At 47.8% G+C, this 26,558-nt stretch carries 19 protein-coding genes and 2 tRNA genes; 19 read left to right on the plus strand and 2 right to left on the minus strand.

What is annotated here, in order from left to right:
• Nucleotides 1-109: 109 nt before the first annotated feature.
• The 16 genes from trpS to DXA55_RS03565 all read left to right on the plus strand — a co-directional run bounded on the left by trpS (nt 110) and on the right by DXA55_RS03565 (nt 18,866).
• Complete coding sequence (gene trpS, locus DXA55_RS03495; RefSeq protein ID WP_022461312.1) at nt 110-1,195, plus strand: tryptophan--tRNA ligase; 1,086 nt, start codon at nt 110-112, stop codon at nt 1,193-1,195.
• Between the two features lie 102 nt (nt 1,196-1,297).
• A complete protein-coding gene (locus DXA55_RS03500) occupies nt 1,298-1,993 on the plus strand; it encodes an anaerobic ribonucleoside-triphosphate reductase activating protein (protein WP_117813038.1) in 696 nt (231 codons plus the stop codon).
• A 258-nt stretch (nt 1,994-2,251) separates the two neighbouring features.
• Complete coding sequence (locus DXA55_RS03505; RefSeq protein ID WP_147341989.1) at nt 2,252-2,530, plus strand: hypothetical protein; 279 nt, start codon at nt 2,252-2,254, stop codon at nt 2,528-2,530.
• 759 nt (nt 2,531-3,289) lie between these two features.
• Nucleotides 3,290-3,838 carry a tRNA adenosine(34) deaminase TadA gene (tadA, locus tag DXA55_RS03510; protein WP_117509593.1) on the plus strand — a complete coding sequence of 183 codons (549 nt, stop codon included), beginning with the start codon at nt 3,290-3,292 and terminating at the stop codon, nt 3,836-3,838.
• Nucleotides 3,839-4,017: 179 nt separating this feature from the next.
• A tRNA-Ser gene (locus tag DXA55_RS03515) sits at nt 4,018-4,103 on the plus strand.
• A gap of 172 nt (nt 4,104-4,275) precedes the next feature.
• Nucleotides 4,276-5,709 (plus strand): RsmF rRNA methyltransferase first C-terminal domain-containing protein, encoded by a 1,434-nt coding sequence (locus DXA55_RS03520; protein ID WP_117509592.1) that lies wholly within the window; start codon nt 4,276-4,278, stop codon nt 5,707-5,709.
• A gap of 190 nt (nt 5,710-5,899) precedes the next feature.
• The gene (locus tag DXA55_RS03525; protein ID WP_022461307.1) at nt 5,900-7,192 is read left to right on the plus strand and encodes a PcsB-like coiled-coil domain-containing protein; all 1,293 of its coding nucleotides are present in this window, start codon (nt 5,900-5,902) and stop codon (nt 7,190-7,192) included.
• A 236-nt stretch (nt 7,193-7,428) separates the two neighbouring features.
• A tRNA-Pro gene (locus DXA55_RS03530) sits at nt 7,429-7,502 on the plus strand.
• Between the two features lie 99 nt (nt 7,503-7,601).
• Nucleotides 7,602-8,189 carry an HAD hydrolase family protein gene (locus tag DXA55_RS03535; protein WP_278309005.1) on the plus strand — a complete coding sequence of 196 codons (588 nt, stop codon included), beginning with the start codon at nt 7,602-7,604 and terminating at the stop codon, nt 8,187-8,189.
• Nucleotides 8,174-8,386: an HAD family hydrolase gene (locus DXA55_RS18050; protein WP_278309006.1), complete on the plus strand. Its 213-nt coding sequence runs from the start codon at nt 8,174-8,176 to the stop codon at nt 8,384-8,386. The genes DXA55_RS03535 and DXA55_RS18050 overlap by 16 nt, the downstream gene beginning before the upstream one ends.
• 510 nt (nt 8,387-8,896) lie before the next feature.
• On the plus strand, nt 8,897-12,103 hold the full coding sequence (locus DXA55_RS03540) for a response regulator (RefSeq protein WP_117813040.1): 3,207 nt from the start codon (nt 8,897-8,899) through the stop codon (nt 12,101-12,103).
• A gap of 58 nt (nt 12,104-12,161) precedes the next feature.
• Entirely contained in the window at nt 12,162-14,006 is a 1,845-nt protein-coding gene (locus DXA55_RS03545; RefSeq protein WP_117813041.1) for an ABC transporter substrate-binding protein, read from the plus strand.
• A gap of 146 nt (nt 14,007-14,152) precedes the next feature.
• Nucleotides 14,153-16,294: an ATP-binding protein gene (locus tag DXA55_RS03550; RefSeq protein ID WP_117813068.1), complete on the plus strand. Its 2,142-nt coding sequence runs from the start codon at nt 14,153-14,155 to the stop codon at nt 16,292-16,294.
• Between the two features lie 173 nt (nt 16,295-16,467).
• Nucleotides 16,468-16,932, plus strand: coding sequence for a MarR family winged helix-turn-helix transcriptional regulator (locus DXA55_RS03555; protein ID WP_022463031.1), 465 nt, complete (start codon nt 16,468-16,470; stop codon nt 16,930-16,932).
• Nucleotides 16,916-18,265, plus strand: a complete 1,350-nt coding sequence (locus DXA55_RS03560; RefSeq protein WP_117813042.1) for an MATE family efflux transporter — start codon at nt 16,916-16,918, stop codon at nt 18,263-18,265. The genes DXA55_RS03555 and DXA55_RS03560 overlap by 17 nt, the downstream gene beginning before the upstream one ends.
• A 163-nt stretch (nt 18,266-18,428) precedes the next feature.
• Nucleotides 18,429-18,866 (plus strand): MarR family winged helix-turn-helix transcriptional regulator, encoded by a 438-nt coding sequence (locus DXA55_RS03565; RefSeq protein ID WP_022463033.1) that lies wholly within the window; start codon nt 18,429-18,431, stop codon nt 18,864-18,866.
• Nucleotides 18,867-18,956: 90 nt separating this feature from the next.
• Here DXA55_RS03565 and DXA55_RS03570 read toward each other — a convergent pair whose 3' ends face one another.
• Nucleotides 18,957-19,598 (minus strand): endonuclease III domain-containing protein, encoded by a 642-nt coding sequence (locus DXA55_RS03570; protein WP_022463034.1) that lies wholly within the window; start codon nt 19,596-19,598, stop codon nt 18,957-18,959.
• A 45-nt stretch (nt 19,599-19,643) separates the two neighbouring features.
• Complete coding sequence (locus DXA55_RS03575) at nt 19,644-20,519, minus strand: AraC family transcriptional regulator (RefSeq protein ID WP_022463035.1); 876 nt, start codon at nt 20,517-20,519, stop codon at nt 19,644-19,646.
• Between the two features lie 167 nt (nt 20,520-20,686).
• Between DXA55_RS03575 and DXA55_RS03580 the strand changes: the two genes are divergently transcribed.
• The 3 genes from DXA55_RS03580 (at nt 20,687) to DXA55_RS03595 (ending at nt 26,553) form a co-directional block, all read left to right on the plus strand.
• Nucleotides 20,687-21,637, plus strand: coding sequence for a phospho-N-acetylmuramoyl-pentapeptide-transferase (locus DXA55_RS03580; RefSeq protein WP_117813043.1), 951 nt, complete (start codon nt 20,687-20,689; stop codon nt 21,635-21,637).
• 303 nt (nt 21,638-21,940) lie between these two features.
• On the plus strand, nt 21,941-24,259 hold the full coding sequence (yicI, locus tag DXA55_RS03590; RefSeq protein ID WP_022463037.1) for an alpha-xylosidase: 2,319 nt from the start codon (nt 21,941-21,943) through the stop codon (nt 24,257-24,259).
• Nucleotides 24,260-24,525: 266 nt separating this feature from the next.
• Complete coding sequence (locus DXA55_RS03595; protein WP_117813045.1) at nt 24,526-26,553, plus strand: glycoside hydrolase family 31 protein; 2,028 nt, start codon at nt 24,526-24,528, stop codon at nt 26,551-26,553.
• Nucleotides 26,554-26,558 lie beyond the last annotated feature (5 nt).

The raw sequence follows: 26,558 nt of genomic DNA on the forward strand, positions 1-26,558 counted from the left end.
ACGGTATTATAGAGGGTATGTAGAAGGTCCGCGGTTATGAGAATTTTCATGAAATTTTTCATACAGAAGCGGACTGCGAAGATTACGTATCAGGAAGGCAGGAAGAAAAATGGGAAAAATTATACTGACCGGTGACAGACCGACCGGCAAGCTGCATGTAGGACATTACGTTGGTTCACTGCGCCGCCGCGTAGAGCTGCAGAACTCCGGTGAATTCGATAAAATTTACATCATGATTGCAGACGCACAGGCGCTGACCGACAATGCGGACAACCCGGAGAAGGTGCGCCAGAACATTCTGGAGGTAGCACTGGATTACCTTTCCTGCGGACTTGATCCGGAAAAGAGCACCATCTTTATTCAGTCTCAGATTCCGGAACTGTGCGAGCTTTCTTTCTATTATATGAATCTCGTTACGGTTTCCAGACTGCAGAGAAACCCAACCGTAAAATCGGAGATCCAGATGAGAAACTTTGAGGCGAGCATCCCGGTTGGATTCTTCACCTACCCGATCAGCCAGGCAGCCGATATCACTGCATTCAAGGCAACGACCGTTCCGGTTGGAGAGGATCAGATGCCGATGATCGAGCAGACACAGGAGATCGTCCACAAATTCAATACGGTTTATGGCGAGGCACTTGTGCAGCCGAAGATTATGCTGCCGGAGAATGATTCCTGCAGACGTCTGCCGGGTATCGATGGAAAAGCGAAGATGAGCAAATCGCTCGGAAACTGCATTTACCTGTCCGAGGAGCCGGATGAGATCAAGAAAAAAGTCATGAGCATGTACACCGACCCGGATCACATCAAGATCACCGACCCGGGCAAGATCGAGGGAAATACCGTATTTACCTATCTCGATGCATTCTGCCAGCCGGAGCACTTCGAGCGCTATCTGCCGGATTACGCAAATCTCGACGAGCTGAAAGCACATTACCAGAGAGGCGGCCTTGGCGATGTCAAAGTGAAGAAGTTCCTGAACAATGTACTGCAGGAGACCTTAGAGCCGATCCGCAACCGCAGAAAAGAGCTGGAAAAAGACATTCCGGCGATCTACGAGATGCTGAAAAAAGGCAGCGAAGAGGCAGAAAAAGTTGCCGCTCAGACACTGGCGGATGTCAAAGCAGCCATGAAAATCAACTATTTTGATGATCTGGACCTGATCCGTTCCCAGGCAGAGCGTTACGGCAAATAATTACCAATAGAAGATAAATGGAAAAAGCGGACATTATGGTTCCGCTTTTTCTGTTGCAGGGCGGACGAAAGTTCGGAGTCCTGCGGTCAGAGAGGATAGCATATGGTCATACATGGATTTCAAAAGCTGACGCTGCTGGATTACCCGGGCAAGGTGGCGTGCACATTGTTTTCGGGCGGATGTAATTTCCGCTGCCCGTTCTGCCAGAACGGAAATCTCGTGCAGCATCCCGAATGGGAGCCGGTGATTCCGGAGGAGGAGATTTTTGCAGTGCTCGAAAAGCGGTGCGGCGTGCTGGACGGCGTCTGCGTGACGGGCGGTGAGCCGACGCTGGATCCGGATCTGGAGCGGTTCGTGACGAAAATTAAGGAACTGGGATATCTTGTGAAGCTCGATACGAATGGATACCGGCCGGAGATTTTGAAAAAGCTGGTGGAAGAGAAGAAAATCGATTACGTCGCCATGGACATCAAAAACGCGCCGTCCCGGTACGGCGAGACGGCGGGCGTGAAAAAGATCGATGTGATGCGGATCAATGAGTCGGTCGAGTTTTTAAAGAGCGGCGTGGTGGACTATGAGTTCCGGACAACGCTCTGCAAAGAGCTGCATGGAAGGGAAGAGATCGAAGCGATCGGAAAGTGGCTTTCCGGGGCAAAACGGTACTTCCTGCAGAATTACCGGGAATCGGATTATGTGATTGATCCGAGGTTCTCGGGGTATGCGAGGGAGCAGCTCGAGCGGTTCTGCGAGATTCTGCGCGGAAAGATTGAGACGGTGGAGATCCGCGGCGTGGATTAAAAAACGCTTTAAAGCGTGCGGTACCAGTAGCCGAAGCGGGCATCGGGCGCGAGCTCGGAGGGGCGCATCGCCTGCCTGAAGTGGAAAAAGCCGAAGAGGCTTGCCATGAACTGCTCATTCGGCGTGTAGACGCCGGGGACACCGAAATACCAGAGTTCCTGCTGGTCGCGGTTCCGGGCGAGGAGCAGATGGCGATAGGACGAGGAGCATGGAGGACGAAGCGGTTCGCATCCACCGAAAGACCGGCGGCGCGGAGCTGTGGAAGATCGTCGAGTGAGAGGCGCAGGCAGTCGGTCAGATCATCATCTGGGAACGGGTGGAACTCCGGGAACTGGTCCTGAAGCTGGAGATAGAGAGCAGCGCGGGACGGCGGCACGGCTGCTGCGGCGGGAAAATCGGCAGAAGTCATATGTAGCGGCTGGGCGGCAGAATCCGGGATGGGCTGCGGCGGTTCCGGGTTGGCAGAGGGATAGCTTTCTGCGGTTTTCACAGATTCCGCGGATGCGGGATGGAGTGTGTTGGCGGATGATTGCGTGATCCGGTCTGCAGGAACGGTGTTTACCGTGTCAGTTGATGTGGATTCTGTGGAGACGGTGGATTCCGGGCTGGAATTTTGTGGATAAGGTTCGGAATTGCTGCTGAATTCTGTGGAAAGTTCATCGAACTGTGCTTTTGAAGCGTCTGATGATGGCAGGGACTGCGCAGGTACGGCGGGATCCAGAGGTTCGGGTGTTTCGGCAGTTTTCTCTTCGGTCGGTCTGGCACCATTGTCTGCGGAGGTTTTGGGCTCCTGCGGGAGCGTGGGAGCGAAAAACTCCGGCTGAATCGGAAGATCGTCCCACTGGGTGGCGATGACGCCGGTCTGGCGGCAGAGCAGGATCAGACCGCCAAGCTCGTCGAGCGTGACATCCGTCTGCCCAATGGCATCGGAGTGCGTGAAGAGTTTTCCACTCGTAGAAGAGCGCCCCGCAAGGAGATTTCCGAGCGGAATGCCGTACATCCGCCCTGACCGGCGGATAAAACCGTAGACCGTGACCGAGGTCTCCGGCGGAAGCGACGGCGATTTGATCTGGAAGTCCATGCGGCAGAAACCGTTCTGCGACTCCACGCGGACAAAGCCGCAGCATCCGCCCTTGCGGTTGTTCGGGTATTCGTATAGATAGGCAATGAAACGCCGGTAATCAGACATAAAAACCTCCTGCATAGAAGTAAAAAGAGTAGAAAAAGATACTGCGCTACAGTTCACGATATGCGGGAAGGACAGAAAATATACGCAGAGAAGAAAGGAAGTGCACAATGGAAGAAGAAACAAAGCTGGAAACGCCGGAGGAAAAAGCGCACCGGAAAGAACGGGAACGCTTCATGCGCCAGGCGATTACGCAGGCGAAGAAAGCAGAAAAGCTGATGGAAGTGCCGATCGGCTGTGTGATTGTGTACGAGGGAAAGGTGATTGCGCGGGGGTATAACCGCAGAAATACGGATAAAAATACGCTGTCCCACGCGGAACTGAATGCGATCCGGAAAGCCAGCAAAAAGCTCGGCGACTGGCGGCTGGAGGGCTGTACGTTGTATGTCACCCTGGAACCGTGCCAGATGTGCGCCGGTGCGATCGTACAGGCGAGAGTCAGCGAAGTCGTCATCGGCAGCATGAACCCGAAGGCGGGCTGCGCGGGATCGATCTTAAATATGCTGGAAATGCACGAGTTTAACCATCAGGTGAAGGTCGAGCGCGGCGTGCTGAAAGAAGAGTGCTCGGAGATGCTGAGTGCGTTTTTCAGGAGACTGCGGGTGGTGAAAAAGAAGAAAAAAGAAGAGAGGAAGAGGGCGGAAGAAGGGAAAGAATAAAAGAAGAGGCAGCATCGGGATGGGATGCTGCCTGAGGAAGATTATTTGTTTGAGTAAGTTGCACTTTCGAATATTTCCGTAAAAAATACAATCCCCGTATTTCCATCGGAAACCATCGAAAAAATCATTGACGAATCCCGAAAAAAGCACTATAATATATGATGTATTTGACAAAATACGGAGAAGTACCCAAGAGGCTGAAGGGTCTGGCTTCGAACACCAGTAGGTCGGAAACGGCGCAAGGGTTCAAATCCCTTCTTCTCCGCTATGCAAAAAAGAGACAGCAAAAAGATTGAAAAATCGAAAAAGCTGTCTCTTTTTCTGTGAGAAATTATGAAACAGATGCAAAACAAAAGAAACAAAGACAGAAAAAGCATCACCAGTTCACGAAAAGGGACCGATGCACAACAAAGCAAAATAAAAAGGAGAGACAATACATGGCGCAGTTACCACAGGAATTTCTGACCCGCATGCAGGACATGCTGGGCGATGAATTTGATGCATTTTTAACTTCCTACGACGCACCCCGCACAGCCGGGCTGCGTGTGAATACAAAAAAATGCCGGACCGAAGATTTCCCGCCGCTTGTTCCGGGAACGTGGAAGAAAATTCCGTGGATTCCAAACGGCTATTTCGTGCCGGACGGCATGCGCATGGGGCAGTCTCCACTGTATGCGGCAGGCGTCTTCTATCTGCAGGAGCCAAGCGCCATGACCCCGGCGTCCCGCCTCCCAATCGAACCGGGTGAGCGTGTGCTCGATCTCTGCGCCGCACCGGGCGGCAAGGCAACCGAGCTGAATGCGCGCCTGAAAGGAACCGGCCTTCTCGTCGCCAATGACATCAGCAACGCCCGCGCCAAAGCACTGCTGCGCAATCTGGAGCTGTTCGGAAGTGAAAACGTGCTTGTCACCAATGAGACACCGGCAGGCCTTGCAGACGTCTTCCCGGGCTTCTTCGATAAAATCCTCGTGGATGCACCGTGCTCCGGCGAGGGCATGTTCCGGAAAGACGAGGCAGTCATCGGCACCTGGACCCCGGAGCGGCCGGATTTCTTTGCGGATCTGCAGCGCGAGATCACCTCGAATGCTGTCAAAATGCTGCGTCCGGGCGGCCTCATGATGTATTCGACGTGTACCTTCGCCCCGCAGGAGGACGAGGGAACCGTTTCTTTCCTTCTGGAAAACTTCCCGGAAATGGAACTGATCGAGATGGAAGGCTACGAAGGTTTTTCAAAAGGCAATCCAGTCTGGGGAAACGGCGATCCGGAGATCGAAAAGACCGTGCGCATCTGGCCGCATAAAATGAACGGCGAGGGCCATTACCTTGCCCTGTTCCGCAAAAAAGGCGAAGCCATTCCTTATGAGACAGAAGAAAAACCGATCGAAAAGAAAAACAAAAAACAGAAAAACCGGAAAAAAGACCGCGGAACGGAAGCACCGGGTCCGTCGAAAGCAGAAAAACAGATCCTTTCCGATTTCCTGTCCCGGATGACAGCACCGATCCCGGTGGAGGAACTGGAAGTCCGTGCCGGAAAAGTATACCATTCCCCGTCCCTGCCGGATGGCGTGCGGAATCTTCATTTCCTGCGGAACGGTCTGTATCTCGGTGAACTGAAAAAAGACCGTTTCGAGCCGTCACAGCCGTTTGCCGTGACACTCTCCGCGGACAAGTTCAAAGATTACATGAATTTAAAGGCAGATGACGAGCGTACCGAAAAATATCTCCACGGTGAGACAATTTCCGTAGAGCCGGGAGAGACCGCATCGCCGTCGGGCTGGAAGCTGGTCTGCGTCGATGGATTCGGCCTTGGATGGGGCAAACTGGTCAATGGAACCTTGAAAAATAAGTACCCTGTTGGATGGAGAAAGTAGAAAAATCATGCCAGTTTTTGCAGGAAAAACGTCGAAATATTACAAAGTTATTAACAGAAATTAAAAAAGACTTTCATTTCAGACATACTTGTGTTATAATGGCAAAGTACGGCGGGAAAAAAGGCCCATTTTCCGCAGTAACTTGGAGTGACAATCAGCAACAGAACGTAATAAGTATGAGGTGTACGACATGAAAAAAAAGAAATTATTCAGCCTGGTTTTGGCCACAGTGCTTACGGCAGCAACCGTTCTGCCATGCTATGGTGCCAGTACAAAGGAGAAAATTTCAAATGCTCAGGCAGAACAGGCTGCCGCACAGTCTCAGCTTGACAGCATACAGAGCAGGATTGACGAACTCAATTCCAAAAAGGGACAATCAGAAGAATATCTTTCCGAACTGAACCAGCAGCTGGACGATCTGCAGAACCGTCTGCAGGAGCTTCAGGATCAGTATGATGCGAAGCAGAACGAACTGGTACAGATTCAGGCAGATCTGGAAGATGCAAAAGCAAAAGAAGAAGAGCAGTACGAAGCGATGAAGCTCCGTATCCAGTATATGTATGAAAATTCTTCCGGAAACGGATACATGGCAATGCTCTTTTCTTCCAAAAGCATTTCAGAGCTGATCAGCCGGGCAGAATACATACAGAAAATTTCCGATTTCGACCGCGATCTTATGCAGGAGTATGAAGACACGGTAGACCAGGTAAAAGAAAAAGAAACACAGGTGCAGGAAGAGCAGGCAGCGATCGTAGAACTGCAGCAGCAGAGCAGCGATCAGCAGGAAGCCATCCAGGAGCTGTACGCAGCAGCTTATCAGGAACTCCGTACCTACTCCGCAGAGCTGGACGATGCAAAATCCAGCGAGAGTGCACTGGTAGATGAAATCAACAGCAAAGCAGATGCAATCAACGACCTGATCCGTCAGGCGAAAGAAGAGGAGATTGCAGCGCAGAAGAAAGCAGAAGAGGAAGCAGCCGCCGCACAGCAGGCTGCCGCAGAAGCTGAGGCAGAGGCCGCCAGAAAACAGGCAGCCGAGGCCGAGGCCGCAAGAGTCGCAGCCGCAGAAGCAGCAAATGCCGCAGCGAAAGCAGATACCGATACAAGCAGCAGCTCCGGAAGCAGTTCTTCGGACAGCAGCGCATCCTCCACGACAACGGGGAGTCCATCCGCGTCAGATACTTCCAGCAGCTCCTCCAGCGGAACATACCTTGGAAGATTTAAACTGACAGGATATTGCTCCTGTTCCATCTGTACCGGACAGTGGTCCGGCGGATCCACCGCGAGCGGAACCACACCGACCGCCGGCAGAACGATTGCCATGGGCGGTGTACCATTTGGCACAAAACTGATGATCAACGGCCAGGTTTACACGGTAGAAGACCGCGGAACCGCTTACGGCCACGTAGACATCTTCTGCAGCAGCCATTCCGAGGCGCTGAGCTTCGGCGTGCAGTATGCAGATGTATATCAGCTGAGCTGAGAAACAAAGATAAGAGATATGCCGGAACAGAACTTCCGGCATATCTCTTTTTTTGACTTTCTCAGAAACTGTCATTCTAAAAGAACACCAAAAAGGCCGCAAACCCGTGTGAAATGTACCTTTTGAAGCAATAATAAAAAAAATTAAAAAAATTTCAAAAAAGGTGTTGACATTCCTATAGACATCATATATAATAGCTATTGTTGACGGACGAGAGTTCAGAAAACAAATAAAATCGAAGCGTGGCTCAGTTTGGTAGAGCGCTGCGTTCGGGACGCAGAGGTCGTGGGTTCGAATCCCGTCGCTTCGACTGGAATGAAAATGCCGAAAGCCTTGACAATCAAGAGCTTCGGCATTTTTTCGTATGTCAGAAAGAGAACAGGAAACAGTACACGAGGAGGAAATTTTTGTGAAAGCATTATTTTTTGATATTGATGGAACGTTACTGAGTGAGATTACAAAAGAAATTCCGCAGAGCGCGCTCGATGCATTGAAAAAGACAGCGGAAAAAGGAAATCTTACGTTTATTAATACCGGCCGCACCTGGTCGGAGCTGCCCGAGGAGCTGAAAAAGCTTCCGTTTTCCGGATTTCTGTGCGGCTGCGGGACCTATCTGCGCCGGGACGGCGAAATCCTGATGCATCAGACGATTCCGAAAAAGCGCTGTGAGGAAATCCCGGTTATTTTAAAGGAGTGCAGGATCGGCATGATTCTGGAGGGAACGGATAATGTTTATTTTTCGTCGGAGGTATCCCGTTTTCGGGAGGTCGAGCAGACCCGTGCCTATTTCGCTGCTGTCGGAATCGGACTCGCGGAGACAGCGGAGACAAAAGGAATCATTTACGATAAATTTTGTATCGTAACCGATGCACAGTCTGATATAGAACGTATGTACCGTGAATTTGAGCAGGAGTTTGATATCATGGACCGCGCGGCGGTGTATACGAAATCGTTCCGCACGGCTGCAGCAAAGGAACAGCTGTGGACTATGCGCTGAAACAGTTTCAGCTGGAGAAAGAAGATGCATACGTATTTGGCGACAGCAGCAACGACCTTACCATGTTCCGGTGCGGCGCACACACCATTGCGCTTGGAAAACATGATGAGATTCTGGATCCGTACACAGAGTACGTAACCGATACCGTCGAGCGGGACGGCGTGGCAAAGGCGATGGAGCATTACGGATTGATCTGACAGAAAAAAAGAAAGCGAAGGGGCGCATTTGAAAAGAAATTTTCAGGTGCGCCCCTTTGGTTGCAATTTTCTGAAAAAGGAAACAAGAAAAGCAGCGTCTGAAAAGGTATGTGCATTGCAAAGTAAAAAATTTCATGGTAATATAAAAATGAGTTTTTATGTATATTTGTAATGATACCAGGAGGTGAGCGTTCAGAAGTTCCATGGAAACAGAAAAAAATCAGATAAATAAAAAAAGCCTCAGATACCGTTTTACAGCAGGAACGATCGGAGTAAGTGTCTGGCAGCAGGAATGAATGCTCACTTGGCAAAGCCTATAAAAATTGAAAACATAAAGAGAATTTTGTATGAATATTGTGTGTAGTGGCTGCAACTTCTCAAATCCGTATACCTGTTTTTCACGTTTTGTAGGATATTATAACGTAAATGTAAAACTGGCAGGGACAGGTTCTCTGTATACAGATAAAAGCAGGATAATGAAGTATAAAACAGAGAGAGGATTTTTATAAAATGGAAAAGTATGAAGACAAAATATATTCTTTAGGTGAGGCTGTAACGGGACAGACACAGGCTATGTCACAGGCCGTACAGAAAACACTGGAAAATAATGGCGGGGTAGGTATAATGACAGGATCTTATGACCAAAACCTGTCTATTTTGTCTGTGAATAATCTGCTGTTGCATAGTACAGGATATACATTCGATACTTTCATGGAACAGACAAAAGGCTCATTGAGAAACTTCTTTTATGACGAGGAAGATAGACAGGAGCGAGACCATTTTTTGCAGCTTCACGGAACAGGGGAAGCACAGATCCTTACAGCAGACGGTACAGTGAAAAATGTACGGCTTTGTAAAGAGGATGCGACAGATGAGGCGGGCAGACAGATCTGGGTTATGTCCGTACAGGTCAACTGGGATCATGTAAATTTGACACTGCTCAATGAGGCTATCTGTTCCGGCTTCTGGTATTTTGACTGTGACGAAAACAGTGAGATTGTGAATGCAAACTGGAGTCATGAATTCCGAAAAATGCTTGTCTATCATGACACTCTGGACTTTCCGAATAAACTGGAATCCTGGTCAGATCTTCTGCATCCACAGGATAAAGAAAGAGTAATGGTGCAGCTTCAGGCGGCAATTAAGGATAAGACGAACCAGATAAAATACCAGGTAGAGTATCGTATGAGAATGAAGGATAATCAATACCAGTGGTTTCGGGCATCGGCAGAAGTAATACGCCGTCTGGATGGTTCTGCCAGCAGGATTGCCGGGATTTTTATTAATATTGATGCGGAAAAAAAAGAGGCCATGCAGGCACAAAAATCTGCTGCTTTCCACCGGGCTTTTACGAAAGCAGACCTGTGTGAGTATTATGTAAATCTGGAAGCGAATACTTTTGATACCTTTAAGGTTGAACCGTCCCTGATGACAGTCTTTGAACAGAGTCATACATGGGATGAACTGATCCGTCATTTTGTGGATTCCTATGTTGTGGAGACAGATAAGAAGGCGGTATCCTCTTTTTACGACCGTGGTTATATTGCAGAAAGGCTGAAGGGTCTGGAAACCGAATTGGCTTTAGAGTGCCGTATCACTCTGAATGGAGAAGAACGATGGGTCCGCAATGTGGTCATACGTGGCGAAATAGAGGATTCAGAATATGCCATGATCTTTCTGCGTGATATCACAGAGACAAAGGTAGAGAGCGCACGGCATCTGCAGATGGCAGCGGATAATGCTTCCATGGAGCAGATAATTCAGAGTATTGTGCGTCTGGTTGACCGCTTTGTTGTCTGTGATCTGGAAAATGACAGATATGAATTCTACAATCTGAATGGACAGATGATATATAAACCTCTGGGATTTTATCATGATTTTCAGATGCAGGTTCTTGAAAAATATAAGACACTGGAACCATTGGAAGCTATAGATATCCTGACAGCCCCGGATAATATTCGGAAAAAACTGAAAAGTGAAAATGATATTTATAAGTTTGAGTATTGCAGCCTGGATGAAAAGACTTATAAAATCGCTTCTTATATTCCTTTGGAATGGAAGAATGGAAAGCTGGAAAAGGTATTGCTGGCATCCATGGATGTGACACAGGAGAAGAAAGCAGAGATTGAATCCCGTCAGGCACTGAAAGAGGCTTACCGGTCTGCAGAAAATGCAAACCGTGCGAAAACAGAATTCCTTTCCAATATGTCACACGATATCCGGACACCGATGAATGCCATTGTCGGCCTGACAGCAATTGCAGGAGCAAATATTGAGAGCCAGGACAGAGTCATTGAATGTCTCAGTAAAATTACAAAATCAAGCCGTCATCTGCTGGGGCTGATTAATGAAGTGCTGGATATGGCACGTATTGAAAGTGGAAAAATGACGCTGGCACAGGAGGATTTCAATCTGCCAGATCTGGTGGATAATCTTATAACACTCACAAAACCGGTGATTGATGAACATAAACACAATTTAGATATACACATTAATCACATTGAACATGAGAGTGTCTGTGGTGACAGCCTGAGAATCCAGCAGGTATTTGTGAATCTGATGAGTAATGCGGTCAAGTATACACCGGATGGCGGGAATATTACTTTTTCCATAGAGGAAAAGCCAAATGGATTTTCGGAACTTGGATGCTATGAATTTACGATTGAGGATAATGGGATCGGTATGTCACCGGAATTCCAGAAAATCATGTTTGATCCTTTCAGCCGCGCAGATGACCATCGGACAACCAGAGTCCAGGGAACAGGTCTGGGAATGGCAATCAGCAGAAATATTGTGAACCTGATGAATGGTAATATTAAAGTGGAAAGCACCTTACATAAGGGAACTAAAATTACAGTAACAATTTATCTGGAACTTCAGGAAAAAGAAAAAGAACAGGACAGAAATCTGATGAATCTACCTGTTCTGGTTGTGGATGATGATAAGACATGTTGTGAAAGTACAGTTGCCACATTGAAGGAGATTGGAATTACAGGCGAATGGGTTCTCTCCGGCAGAGAAGCCGTTGAGCGCTGTTATGCACATCATGAGCTAAAAAATGATTACTTTGCTGTTATTTTAGATTGGAAAATGCCGGATATGGACGGAATTGAAACAGCCAGACAGATCCGGAAACGGATAGGGAAAGAGATTACCATTATTGTACTGACATCTTATGAATTCAGTGAGATCGAAGAAGAAGCAAAGGCTGCAGGCGTAGATGCTTTTATTGCAAAACCGCTGTTCCGTTCCCGTTTGACGGCTACATTGCGGCAGTTTACTTCTGGCAGAAAAGAAAAAACAGCAAGAAATTATCTGGATGAGCTGTCTGAAGCAGATTACACAGGAAAAAGAATTCTGCTGGTCGAGGATAATGAGTTAAACAGAGAAATTGCTGTTGAAATTCTGCAGATGACCGGGGCGGAAGTGGAAACGGCAGAAAATGGAAAAATTGCAGTTGAAAAAGTAGAAGCTTCTCCGAAAGGCTTGTATGACCTTATTTTTATGGATATCCAAATGCCTGTCATGAATGGTTATGAGGCAACCGCAGCAATCAGGAGCCTTCCGGGTGAACAGGGAAAACTACCGATTGTTGCCATGACAGCAAATGCTTTTGCAGAAGATGTACAGCTGGCAAAAAATACAGGCATGAATGGACATATCGCGAAACCGCTGGATATGAATAAGCTGAATGATGTTCTGGAAAACTGGCTGTAATTGTTTCCCAATTATTGAATTAATGATTTTATCAGGAAAGAATGAGGAAAATACGAGGATGAAAAAGGCAAAACAATGTCTGACAGCATTACTGTCAGGTGTGCTTTTAGCAATTACTGTTTTGTCTGGCTGTGGACAATCTCAAAAAGCAGTATCTAAAAATGACGATCACCTTACCGTGTATCTGTGGGAAAATCGTTTAATGAAAAATATTGTACCCTATATCCATGAGCAGTTTCCAGATCAGGATATTGAGTTTATTACCGGTAACAATGATACCGATTTATATAGCTATTTTGAGGAACATGGTGAACTGCCGGATATCATAACCGTACGTCGATTTTCTGGAAAAGATGCACAGGATCTGGAGCCATATCTAATGGATTTTGCTTCTTATGACGTGGTTTCCAGGTATTACTCCTATGCATTGCAATATTACAAAAATTCAAAAAATGAGATTCAGTGGCTTCCTATCTGCGGTATACCGCAGACGATTATTGCCAACAAGACATTGTTTGAACAGTATGGAATCAAGATACCGAAAAACTATAAGGAATATGCACAGGCATGCCGGCAATTTTATGATAATGGTATAAAACCGTATTCCCTGGATCTTGCAGAAGACTGGTCTGCTCATGAGGTGATTCAGACAGGTGCAATTGGGGAATTCATGAGTCTGGATGGAATCGAATGGAGAAGCTCAGCTGAAAGTGCATCAGGGGATATCGCGTTTGATGATGCGTTATGGAAACGTATTTTTTCAGAAACCAATACATTTTTGAAGGACTCACATTTTACAAGTGATGATATCAGCGTCGATATTAATACTGCAACGCAGATGTTCCTTGAGGGAAAAGCAGCAATGTTTCATGGTTATCCGGCACTTATGCAGGAATTTCAGGAACAGATGGATGCAGAATTAACTCGTATACCGTTTTTTTCACAGATTTCGGATGAAGCTTTTATAAATATGACCCCTTCTCTGAATATTGCATTTAACAAAGAACTGGAAAAAGATCAGGAAAAACTGGACCTGGCATTCGATGTCCTGGAGTGTATGATTTCAAAAGAAGGACAAACATTGATCGCAGATGGAAAGGGTGTAATTTCATTAAATGTAGATGTTCCAAACATGATGGAAGATGTACCTGGCCTTGAAGATGAAATTAATAATAATTCTGTTTATATCCGATATTCTGCTCAAAAATCATTTGATGCCAGTCTTAAGGCTGTTCACGGATTATTGTCAGGGGAAATGGATGAAACACAGGCTTATGATGCTTTTCGCAGCACAATGAACAGTAAGGATTCAAAAGAAAAAAACACAATAAATTTTGAAAATGAATATACCATTTCGCTAAATGATAAAAACGGTCGTGATGCGGCATCTTCTATTTTAACTACGATTAAAGAAGAAAATAATGCTCAGCTGGCTTTGGCACCATATTATTATTTTACTTCCTCCATTTACAAAGGGGAGTGTACCTGCAGCCGGGTTGGTCTGATGACAGCAAAGAGTTTAGATACACCATTATACCTGGCAAAAATCAATGGCAAAGAGATTTATGAACTTGCGGAGAAATATCTTGCTGATTCTGATGAGAAATTCCATATAACCAATAAATATGAATTACCAATTGCATCCGGTATGAAAATAATCGTCAGGCAGGAGGAAAACGGATTCTCATTAAAGGACATAGAAGTAAATAAGAAAAAAATAGACAAAGACAAGGAGTGCTCTATTCTTCTTACAGAAACCACAATGTCTGTTTTGAAAAAAATAAATCCGGAATGTGAGATCAGGCAGCTTGGAAACACAACATTATCAAGTGCATGGACCGCAGCGATGGCAAACGGACAGCAGCCGTCAGCACCGGAAGATTATATAGAGGTTGAAAAATAAAAGTGGGAACAGAACAGGCGAAAACAAAAAGAAAAAAGATGATAGTACCATTGTTCTTTTTAATTCTTATCTTTTTAAACTTAATTTTTGTAAAGCTCCTTTTGAACAGGATGAACAGCTATATCGCAGAAAACGGGAAAAGCAGTATGGGAGCAGTTGTTGAACAGATACAGCAGACCTATGATCTGCAGGTGAATGGATACTACAGTCGGCTGCATATGCTTGAGGATTTTCTTACTCAAGAGGGAGTGAGATCTATTGAACTGGATAGAAACAAGAAGTTCTTTGAGGCATGGCAGAAAGAATCTGAAAGTACACTTATATTTCTCCAGGAAAATGGAAAGGCAATAACCACTGATGGAACAAAACTTCGGGTTGACATGCCAAGTAAACTTTTGTTGGATTTGAGGAACGGATATAATATTGGAAAATTGGTTTCTCTTGATTACAACCAGAAGAAAAAAGATGGTTATCTGGTTGCAATTCCATGTCAGGAATATACGATTAAGGGGGAAACTTATACGGCAATTGGAACCTTGTATGATCATTCAAAATTAGATTCCATGTTAAGTGTGAAAAGCTATAACGGGAATGCGTATCTGTTTATGCTGGATAACGACGGAAATATTACTTATACAAATCAGAAAGAAGATAAATTTTTCAGGAACTATTTCTTGTTAAAGCATTTAAAAGGAGATCAGGCTATCACTGAGGAAGAGGCTGATTCTCTTCAAAAAAAGCTGGATGGCAGAGAACAGGGGGTAGAACTTGTGGAAAGTGACAAACCTTACTATCTGGGATACTGTCCAATAGAAAATAATAACACCATGCTGATCTGTATTGTAGAAAAGAGTGTTGTAGATAATGTACTAAGAGATTATCAGAAAACAATAGTGTTTGAAACAATACTCATGGCAGGCTTTATACTTTTGCTTTTTGCCGGATTGTTCTACAGTATTTCCAGACGCAGTCTTGCTGAGCAAAAAGCTGAATACGAAAAAAGAAATAATGAGATTCAGACGCAGGCAATGAAGGAAATGGAGGAGTCCAATAAAAAACTGAAAAAAGCAAAGGACATTACAACGGAAGCCTTGCAGACCGCTGAAAATGCAAATAAGGCGAAAACAGATTTCCTGTCCAATATGTCACATGATATTCGTACACCAATGAATGCAATTATCGGCATGACATCATTGATCAGACATGATGCCGGTAATAAAGCGAAAGTAATAGAGTATGCAGATAAAATAGACATTTCATCACAGCATCTGTTAGGAATCATTAATAATGTTCTGGATATGAGCAAAATTGAGGCAGGAAAAACAGTTTTTAAGTATACCGATTTTTCCATCTTGGATTTTATTACAGAACTCAATACCATATTCCATTCACAGATAGACGAAAAAAATCAGACTCTTACAATCATAAAAGAAAACATCCGGCACGAGTGGGTGAACGGAGATCAGGTTCATCTGATGCAGATTTTCAGCAACTTGGTTTCTAATGCAGTGAAGTACACGCAGGAAGGTGGAAAAATTCAGTTTCTGGTAGAAGAATGTGAGACAAAGTCATCTGTCTACGCAAAGTACCGTTTCTTGGTCAGCGATAATGGCATGGGAATGTCGGCAGATTTCAAAGATACAATTTTTGATGCTTTTACTCGTGCTGAAAGTTCTATGACGAATAAGATACAGGGAACTGGTCTTGGAATGGCTATTACCAAAAATCTGGTTGAAGCAATGGGAGGCACCATTGATGTGGAGAGTGAACTGGGCCAGGGAAGCTGTTTTGAGGTTCTTATAGATCTGAGAATAGCAGAAGATAGATTTGTTTCTTCAGCAGAACAGGCAGAAAAGGATGAACCGGCTGGCAATGTCCTGAAAGGAATGAGGTTTCTGTGTGCAGAGGACAATGAGCTGAATGCAGAAATCCTGATGGAATTGTTAAAGATTGAGGGTGCAGAGTGTACAATCTGTGAAAATGGTAAAAGGGTCTTAGAGGCATTTGAGCAGTCTGCTCCGGGGGATTATGACATGATCCTGATGGATGTACAGATGCCGGTTATGAATGGTTATGAGGCAACAAAAGCAATCCGAAGAAGCTCCCATGAACTGGCAAAGACAATTCCAATCATTGCTATGACCGCCAATGCGTTTTCTGAGGATATTCAGCATTCTCTGGCAGCCGGTATGAATGCCCATGTTTCAAAACCGGTTGAGATGAAGGTACTGGAAAAGACGATCAGAAGCATAAAATCCGGCGGGGGGCACCGAAATGCAGCTCATTGAACAGTGACAAATGGATATGGAAAAGAGCTGATGAAAGAATCTGGCATTGCCAGAACTTTCAATCAGCTCTTTTTTAGCATCAGTTCCCTCTTGACATTTTTTCATTTCCTGCTATACTTATCAAAGATAATTACTAAAGATAACTAAATTTTAAGAAGAAAGGACCATTTTCCATGACACAGGAAAAATTAAAGCAGTTCCTGGATGCGTGTTTTGATGCAAAGCGTCTGATCGAGAAACTCCCGGACCTGCCGGACGGTATGAAGCCGCGGCAGGTGCATGTGCTGGATGCGGTGAATGAGATTCAGAAAAAGCAGGGCTTCTGCCGCGTCAGCGACATCAGCAGCTATATGAACACAACGCTGCCGAGCATCACCAAGCTGGTGCAGGAACTGGAGGAGAGAAATCTTCTCGTGAAACAGGCGGATGAAAAAGATAAGCGCGTGATCAACCTGACACTGACCGAAGAGGGAAAAGAGTTTGTGGAACTCCGCGTGACGCACTTTCACGGGGAATGGGCATCCCGCCTGCCAGATCTGGACGACGCGGTGGTGGACGAATTTGTGCATGCAATCACACGGATGCAGGAAACGATGCCGGGAATAAAAGGAGTGAAAAACAATGGCAAAAGAAAATAAGAAAGAAGTATCGTTTGTAGAGGGACCGATTTTCCAGTCCCTGATCCGTTTTGCGCTGCCGGTGCTCGGCGCGCTGATTCTGCAGGCGGCTTACGGTGCGGTCGACCTTCTCGTGGTCGGCTGGTTCGGCGATGCGTCGAGTATTTCCGCTGTCGGAACCGGAAGCAGCTTCATGCAGATGGTAACATTTATCATCACCAGCCTTGCGATGGGTTCGACCGTTATGATCGGCCAGCACATCGGCGAGGGCAAGCCGGATAAGGCCGGCAAAACCGTGGGAACCTCGATTGTTCTGTTCGCCATCATCGGTGTCGTCATGACGGTGATTCTGGAGCTGTTCGCAGGCCCGATCGCCAATATTTTACAGGTCCCGGCGGAGTCTTTTGACAAAACCGTCCTCTACCTGCGGATCTGTTCCGGCGGTATTCTGATCATCATCGCGTACAACGTCATCAGCAGCGTGCTTCGCGGAATCGGTAATGCAAATCTGCCGCTTTTATTCGTCGGCATCGCCTGCGCAGCCAATATTGCCGGAGATCTGTTCTTCGTCGGTGTGCTGAAACTGGACGTTGCGGGAGCAGCGCTTGCGACGGTTCTGGCGCAGCTGATTTCTGTCATCGCCTCCATGGGTGTGTTGAAAAAAGGCAATCTGCCGATTGAATTCAAAAAAGAAGACTGCCGCATCGACCATGACGAGCTGAAGAAAGTCCTGAACGTCGGTGTGCCGATCGCGCTGCAGGAGACGACCGTACAGATTTCCTTCCTTGTGATCAACTCGATCATCAACGGCATGGGTCTGATGCCGTCCGCCGGATACGGTGTGGCGCAGAAGCTGACCTCATTCATCATGCTGATCCCGTCCTCTGTGATGCAGTCTGTGTCAGCATTCGTGGCACAGAACACCGGAGCCGGAAAGAAAGACCGCGCGTGGAAGGGCTTCCTCACCGCAATCGCAACGGGCTGCTCTCTTGGAGTTGTGATTTTCTGCATCGGTTTCTTCGGTGGAAGTGTCATCTCCAGAATCTTCACGAGCGATCCGGCCGTTATCGAGCAGAGCGCCGCTTACCTGCGCGGTTTCGCACCGGAATGTATTCTGACCTGTGTGCTGTTCAGCAGCATCGGATACTTCAACGGCCGCGGCATCAGCATCCCGGTTATGATCCAGGGAATCACCTCCGCCTGCCTGATCCGTATTCCGCTGGCGCTGTTCTTCTCACACCTGCCGAATACGAACCTGACCTTCGTCGGCATGTCCACCCCGATCACAACCGTATACGGCATCTGCTTTTTCATGATCTGCTTTGCACGGTTAAAGAAAAAAGGGCAGATGTAATTGAATCAAACATAACAGAACTGCCTGGGAAACGGCACGGAGCGATCCGCCGTTTCCCAGGCAGTTTTTGGTATTGTTTGTCCGGAACTTTTTTGATACAATACAGACAGAAAGAGCGGAACCCTGTTCAGAAGGGACAGAACAGACGGAAAGGGGAAGAGGAGTGGATAACAGAGAAATCATCAATGAGACACTGGTCCATCTGTTTCACGAGATACAAAAACTGGAAGAAGAGGCGATCATTACCGAGGATTTCAAGGATCTGACGAACAACGATATGCACATCATCGAGGCCGTCGGCCTGGAGGGCGGCAATATGTCATCGATCGCGGCAAAGCTCGACATCACGGTCGGATCGCTGACAACGTCAATGAACAGTCTGGTGAAAAAAGGCTACACCGAGCGGGAGCGCAGCGAGAAGGACCGCCGGATCGTCTACATCCACCTGACCGGAAAGGGACGGCAGGCATTCCATCATCACGCAAAATTCCACGAGCAGATGACGGATGCCGTGATGGCGGAACTCGGAGAAGAGGAAGTGCAGGTGCTCGGGAAAACGCTGAAAGCGCTGACGGACTTCTTTCGGTCATATAAAAAATAGAAACAAAAAGGCTTTTGCAGCCGGGACAGAATCAGAAAAATCTGTCCGGTATGCAAAAGCCTTTTTCGCATGGAAACGCATAAAAAAATGCTATTTTTCTACGCCGTTCTTCTCACAGATATCCGCGAGCACACACCGTTCACAGTGCGGTGTCGTCCGCGCAGTACAGACCTCGCGTCCGTGCTCCACAAACCGGTGGCAGAGCGAGCTTCCTTCTTCCGGCGGCACAATTTTCCAGAGTGCCATCTCCACCTTCTTCGGATCCTTGCAGTCATGCACGAGCCCGATGCGGTTGCACAGCCGGATGCAGTGCGTATCCGTCACAATCGCAGGCTTTTTGAATACATCGCCCATAATCAGGTTCGCACTTTTCCGTCCCACGCCCGGGAGCTTCAAAAGTGCGTTAAAGTCATCCGGCACCTGGCTGTGGTACTCGTCGCGCAGCATGCGCATGCAGGCGTTGATGTCGCGTGCCTTGCTCTTTCCAAGACCGCACGGCCGCACAATTTCCTCGATTTCCTCCGGTGTCGCGTTTGCCAGCGCATCGATATCAGGATACTTTGCGTAGAGATCCTCCACCACAACATTGACCCGCGCATCGGTGCACTGTGCGGCCAGGCGGACACTGACGAGCAGCTTCCACGCCTGGTCATAGTCAAGCGTACAGTCGGCGTCAGGATATTCTTGTTTCAAACGTTCAATGACGGCAAGCGCCAGTTCTTCTTTTGTCATCGTGTTAAACTCCCATTCTCAAAGATATTAAAACAGCGAAAGCTATCAGGATCCTTTCTCGCGTGCTGCCTTCCGAAGCTGCAGCGGCGTCGTGTGAAACCGCTCGCGGAAGAGGCGGTGAAACAGCTTATCGTTTGTAAAACCATGCTTTTCCGCGAGCGTGCCGACCGGCAGATCCGTGGCGATCAGGTCGCGGTAGATGCGGGAAAGACGGTAGGAATTCAAGTATTCCAGATACGTCGTTTCCATGTTCTGGCGGAAGAACCGGCAGAAATATTCCGGCTGCAGCGAGACAACATCGGCAGCCTCCTTCAGCGTAATCGGCCGCTGGTAATTTTCCTGCGTGTACGTCAGAATCGTATCGAGCCGTGTCTGCGTCCGGGAGCTCATCGGGTGGTGCGCAAGCGGGCTCTTCTCGGAAAATTTCGTGTAGAGCAGATCGAGAAACGTAAAAAGCTCCCGCTGGAACGTCAGAAGATAGCCGTCGGGCATTTCCTCATGAAGCTGCATCATCGAAAGCAGAAGACGCCGGAACTGGCTGATATTTTTCTGCACTTCCGGATTCGTACTGTCGTAGTCAATCGAGAACCAGAGCTGTGACGGATCAGGCAGATAGTTCGCAAGGAACGCATCCGGAATCTGCATCAGAATCGAGCGGTTTCCCGTGGACGGACAGCGCGCCGTGTGGATACGCCCGGAATTGATCAGCAGAAATTGACCCGGAAGGACGGTCTTGGTGCGGTCCGAGAGCGTGACAATGGAGGAACCCTCCAGAATATAAATAATTTCCAGCGCGTCGTGCCAGTGCGGCGGCGAAAAACTGCCGAAATCGTCGGTTACGCGAAATTCGATGCTGCGGTTCGGCTGCAGCGTGATGTGTTCCTGGCGTGTCTGGCGCGGCAGATGATCTTTGCGTGGCATAAAAAACTCCTTTTTTGTTCAACTTAGTGTATCACTATCTTATCACGAAACCCCCGAATTGGGTATAGCAATTTTTGCATGAAGTTGTTATAATAAATGAACACAAAGCCACGTCACATACGGCTTCGTGCAAACTCAATCTAAAGAAAAGTGAAGGAAGAAAACGTATGTATCAAGTATGGAGTAACTTTTTAAATCCCGGCCAGATCGCCATGCTGGGAATCGTGGTCACCTTTCTGCTGACCTTTCTGGCGTTAAAGCATCCATTTTCCTTTCTGCCGAGCGATCACGGCAGAGAATTTGCCGTAAACGGCGGCCTCTCCCGCGGAAAACTGCGCGGCGTCGGCCTTGTGATCGTCATCTGTTTCCTGATCGGAAGCGTATTGTTCCTGCCTCTTGGCGCCGAGTATGCGATCTACGCGATCCTGCTCGTCTGCATCATGCTGAGCGGCTACCTCGATGATGCATCCGAAACCCCGTGGAGCGATTACAAAAAAGGCGCGATTGACCTCGTCATCTCCATTGTGACCGTCATCACCTTTGTGAATTACAATTCCACCACGATCTACTTCGGAAGCATGTCCCTTACCATTCCGAAAGTGGTCTACATAATCCTCGGCATCATCCTGATCTGGATTTCGATCAACGTTACAAACTGTTCCGACGGTGTCGACGGACTCTGCGCGAGCCTTTCCTGTGTGGTTATCTTCGCGTTCAGTATGATTTTCCACGATGTCCTTGGAAGCTTCACCGTAGCCAATTACCTGTTCGTGGCAGCGCTTCTCGCGTACCTGTATTTCAACACCTCGCCGAGTAGCATGCTGATGGGAGACGCCGGTTCGAGAGCACTTGGCTTCTACATCGCCATCCTTGCCATGCAGTCCCGCCATCCGTTCTTATATCTGCTGATGGCAGGCGTGATGATCGTCGACGGAGGAATCGGCCTTGTCAAAGTATTTTTACTCCGTTTCCTGAAAATCGCGATCCTCAAAAATACAAGAACACCGCTGCATGACCATGTCCGCCTGAAATACAAATGGTCCGACAGTCAGGTTGTGATCCGCTTTGTGATCCTGCAGATCCTGCTGGCAGTTGTTGCCTATCTGATTGTGGCATAAAGAAAAAACAAAAGAAGAGAGATGGGAGTGTGTCCCGGCAAAAGTAACTGGAAATGCAACAGGATACTTTTGCGGGACACACTCCCGTTTTGCATATTGGAACCAGAAAAAGGTTCAAACCGGAAAAAAGATAATATCGCCGTATTTTTTCACAGAATCCTCCCTGTTTTCGACAGGAAAAGTGTGGTAGGATAAAATTACCAAAAAACGTCAGCCTGAAACAGGAATTCTGTAAAAAATGATGAAAAGAGAGTGCTTTTCATCCTCTGTTTCGGGCGCATCAAATCAGGAGGTAATGAAAAGATGAAATTCACAGAAGGTTACTGGCTTCCGAGTGAAAAAGCAAATGCATCCCATGCAATGCAGGCTTATGAAGTAGAGCAGATTCCAGGCGGTATGCGTATCCTGGCTACCACACGTCCGATCGAGCACAGAGGCATGACCCTGAACCTGCCGACCATCACCGTTGAGTTCGTAGCACATACACCGGACACCATCTCCATGGAGGCATGGCACTACGAAGCCTACGACAACAAAGTTCCGTCCTTCGACAAAACAGAGAGCGTATACGAGGACGTAACTGTAACGATCAACGAGGATGAGGCAGTTCTTGATACCGGAAGCGTACAGGTCCGCGTACAGAGAAAAGGTGTCTTTGCTTACACCTTCGAGGCAGATGGAAAAGTTCTGACCGGAAGCGGCTTCCGCAACCTTTCCTATATCAGATGGGACCGTCAGCAGAGCACCATGCTGCCAGCCCAGAATTACATGACCGAAAAATATCAGCCATATATGGTAAGCGAGCTCTCCCTTGGCGTCGGCGAGTGCGTATACGGCCTTGGCGAGAGATTTACTCCATTCGTAAAAAACGGACAGGTTGTAGACACCTGGAACGAGGACGGCGGTACGGCATCCGAAATCGGCTACAAATGCGTACCGTTCTACATGACAAACAACGGCTACGGTATTCTCGTTGACAGTACCGACAACGTTTCTTTCGAAGTAGCAAGTGAAAAAGTAGAGTATGTCGGCTTCTCCGTACCGGGCGAAAGAATCAAATACTATCTGTTCCACGGACCGTCACCGAAGAAGATCATGAACGAGTACACCGCGCTGACCGGACGCCCGGCACTTCCTCCGGCGTGGTCCTTTGGTCTGTGGCTGTCCACATCCTTTACCACAAACTACGACGAAGAGACTACCACATCCTTCATCGAGGGAATGGAAAAGAGAAATATTCCGCTGAGCGTTTTCCACTTCGACTGCTTCTGGATGCACGAATTCCACTGGTGCGATTTTGAGTGGGACAAGAAATGCTTCCCGGATATTCGCGCAACCTTAAAGAAATATCACGACAAAGGTCTTCACATCTGTGCATGGATCAACCCGTATATTGCACAGGGAACCGCATTCTTCAAAGAAGGCGCTGCAAACGGCTATCTGCTGCAGAGAGCAGACGGAAAAGGCGTATGGCAGACCGACAACTGGCAGGCAGGTATGGGCCTTGTGGACTTTACCAACCCGGATGCGGTTAAATGGTATACCGATAAACTGAGAACTGTTCTGGACTGCGGCGTAGACTGCTTTAAGACCGACTTCGGCGAGAGAATCCCGGTTGACGTTGTTTACCACGACGGAAGCGATCCGCAGGCAATGCACAACTACTATACATACCTGTACAACCAGGCAGTATTCAGCCTGTTAAAAGAAGTAAAAGGTGAGAACGAGGCAGTTCTGTTTGCAAGAAGTGCAACAGCAGGAAGCCAGAAATTCCCGGTACACTGGGGCGGCGACTGCTCTGCAAACTATCCGTCCATGGCAGAAACGCTGCGCGGCGGCCTTTCCTTCGCCATGAGCGGCTTCTCCTTCTGGAGCCATGATATCTCCGGATTCGAGAGCACCGCAACACCGGATCTGTACAAGAGATGGTGCGCATTTGGACTGATGTCTACCCACAGCCGTCTGCACGGATCCACAAGCTACCGTGTGCCGTGGCTGTTCGACGAAGAGTCCTGCGACGTAGTAAAATTCTTCACCAACCTGAAATGCTCGCTGATGCCGTACATTTTCCAGAAATCTGTAGAGGCACACGAGGAAGGAACCCCGGTAATGCGCCCGATGGTATTCGAGTTCATGAACGACCCGGCCGTTCCGTATCTGGATCAGCAGTACATGTTAGGTGATGCCCTTATGGTTGCACCGGTATTCCGCGAGGATAAAGTTGCACAGTACTACCTGCCGGAAGGCGCCTGGACTGAGCTTCTGACCGGCGAGACAAAAGAGGGCGGAAGATGGTATCAGGGAACCTACGACTACTTCTCCATGCCGCTGTATGTAAGAGAGAACAGCATCGTAGTAAGAGGAAACTGCGACACCAAACCGGATTACGACTACGCTGACCACGCAACTGTTTGCGTATATCAGTTAAAAGACGCAGCCGAGACAAAAGTTCCGGATATCCACGGAAACAATGTATTCACCGTAAAAGCAGTCAAAGACGGCGACACAGTGAAAGTATCCGTAGAAGGCGCACATACCGAACTGAAAGTAGAAGTCTTCGTCGGAAATGAGAAGAAAGAAGCTGTTCTGGCAGCAGATGCAAGCGAAGTTGTTGTTGCATAAGCATCGGAATGTAAGAATATAGGGAGGGAGAGGCACGGAAAAGCAAATTTTTCTGTGACCTCTCCTTTCAACAAATAATAGCAAGGATTCTCCCACCTCTATAGGTGGTGAGATGAATTGCAAATAAGAAAGTTAACAGCAGTGGCGGGCGGAGAGAAATCGGTATCCCCCACTGACATGAGGCAAACCACAGTCAGCATTCTGCTGGCATGTCAGACTCTGTGAAATTACCGACTGTGGATTGAAACAAAAAGGAGGAAAAAACAATGCGTTTTCAGACAGAAAATGGTGTGTTAATTGCACAGGCAAACGGAGAAACACTGCGGATTGAGCCGTGGGGAAAAGATTCCTTACGTGTCCGCGCAACCATGCTTCCGGGATTTTTCGGAAAGGACTGGGCACTGACCGAAGTGCCGGAAAAAACAGAGGCAAAAGCAGAGCAGTTTGAAGTCGATCATCTGGAAATCGACGGATCCATGGGAAAAAGAACCAGCGCATCGATCACCAATGGAAAAATCCGTGCTGTGGTCAACTTTGCAGGAGTTATCACCTTCTACAAAGAAGATCAGGAAATTTTAAGAGAATATCATCGGTGCTACGACGGAACGATCAGCAAAGAGAGCCGCTGCTTAAAAACGGTCAACCGTGAGTGGAAAGGTGTGATCGGCGGAAGCGAATACAGCCTGAACCTGAAATTTGAGAGCAACGACGAAGAGAAGATTTTCGGAATGGGTCAGTATCAGCAGAAATACATGGATCTGAAGGGATGTACCCTGGAGCTGGCGCAGCGTAACTCCCAGATCAGTGTACCGTTTGCCGTATCCAGCTTAGGATATGGCATGCTGTGGAACAATCCGGCCGTCGGACAGGTAACCTTCGGAAAGAATTATACCGAATGGACCGCATGCTCGACGAAAGATATGGACTACTGGCTGACTGCAGCTGATACACCGAAAGAGATCCTGGAAAATTACACCGCAGTGACCGGCCGCGCGCCGAAATTCCCGGAGGACCGTATGGGCCTGTGGCAGTGCAAGCTGCGCTACCGTACGCAGGACGAAGTGCTTGAAGTGGCACGCCGCTACCAGAAGGAAGGCATCAAAATCGATCAGATTGTCATTGACTTCTTCCACTGGACCGTGCAGGGTGACTGGAAATTCGATGAAAAATACTGGCCGGATCCAAAAGCCATGGTGGACGAACTGCATTCCATGGGAATCAAAGTTATCGTTTCCGTATGGCCAAGCGTAGACCGGAAGAGCGAGAATTTCTGGCCGATGCTGGACCGCGGCCTGCTGATTAAAACAGAGCGCGGCGCCCTGCAGACGTATGATTTCCAGGGAGACTGTGTGGAAATCGATGTGTTCAACCCGGAGACCAGAAAATACGTCTGGGAAGTCTGCAAGAAAAACTATTATGATTTGGGAATTGATGCCTTCTGGCTGGACAACTCAGAACCGGATTTCGGCGTTTACGATTTCGACCATTACCGCTATATCGACGGACCGGCTCTTTCCTGCAGCAACATCTATCCGCAGCTGTACAGCCGTGTCTTCTATGACGGCATGAAAGCAGAAGGAGAAGAAAATATTGTAAACCTGCTTCGCTGCGCCTGGGCCGGAAGTCAGAAATACGGAAATGTTGTATGGTCCGGCGATGTGCCGAGTACCTTTGAAGCCTTCTATGATCAGCTCCAGGCCGGCCTTAATATGGGTCTTGCCGGCATTCCGTGGTGGACAACCGATATCGGCGGCTTTATGACAGATGATGTCAACGACCCGGATTTTCAGCAGCTTCTGATCCGCTGGTATGAGTTTGCCGTTTACTCTGCTGTTTTTCGTATGCACGGCGACCGCGGACCGCACAACATTCCAACGCTCGATGACCGTGATTTTGGCGGCGGCTACCTGTATACCGGCCAGTCCAATGAACTGTGGAGCTATGGAGAAGAAAATTACCGGATCATGAAGAAATATTACGACATCCGCATCAGCATGCACGATTACATCAAACAGCTGTATGACGAGGCATCCGAAAACGGTTCTCCGCTGATCCGTACCATGTTCTATGAGTTCCCGGATGACAAAAAATGCTGGGAGCTGCAGGATCAGTATATGTTCGGAAGCGAATACCTGGTAGCGCCGATTTTCCATCTGAACGAGTTCGAGCGTGAAGTATATCTTCCGGCAGGACGCTGGGAAGATACCAGAGACGGAAAAGTGTACGAAGGAGGACAGACCGTTCTTGCCGCCGCACCAATCGATTCGATTCCGGTATTCAAGAAAATAGCATAAGATCG

This window comes from Blautia sp. OF03-13 (assembly GCF_003460685.1).
In the GTDB taxonomy this organism is placed as follows: domain Bacteria; phylum Bacillota; class Clostridia; order Lachnospirales; family Lachnospiraceae; genus Fusicatenibacter; species Fusicatenibacter saccharivorans.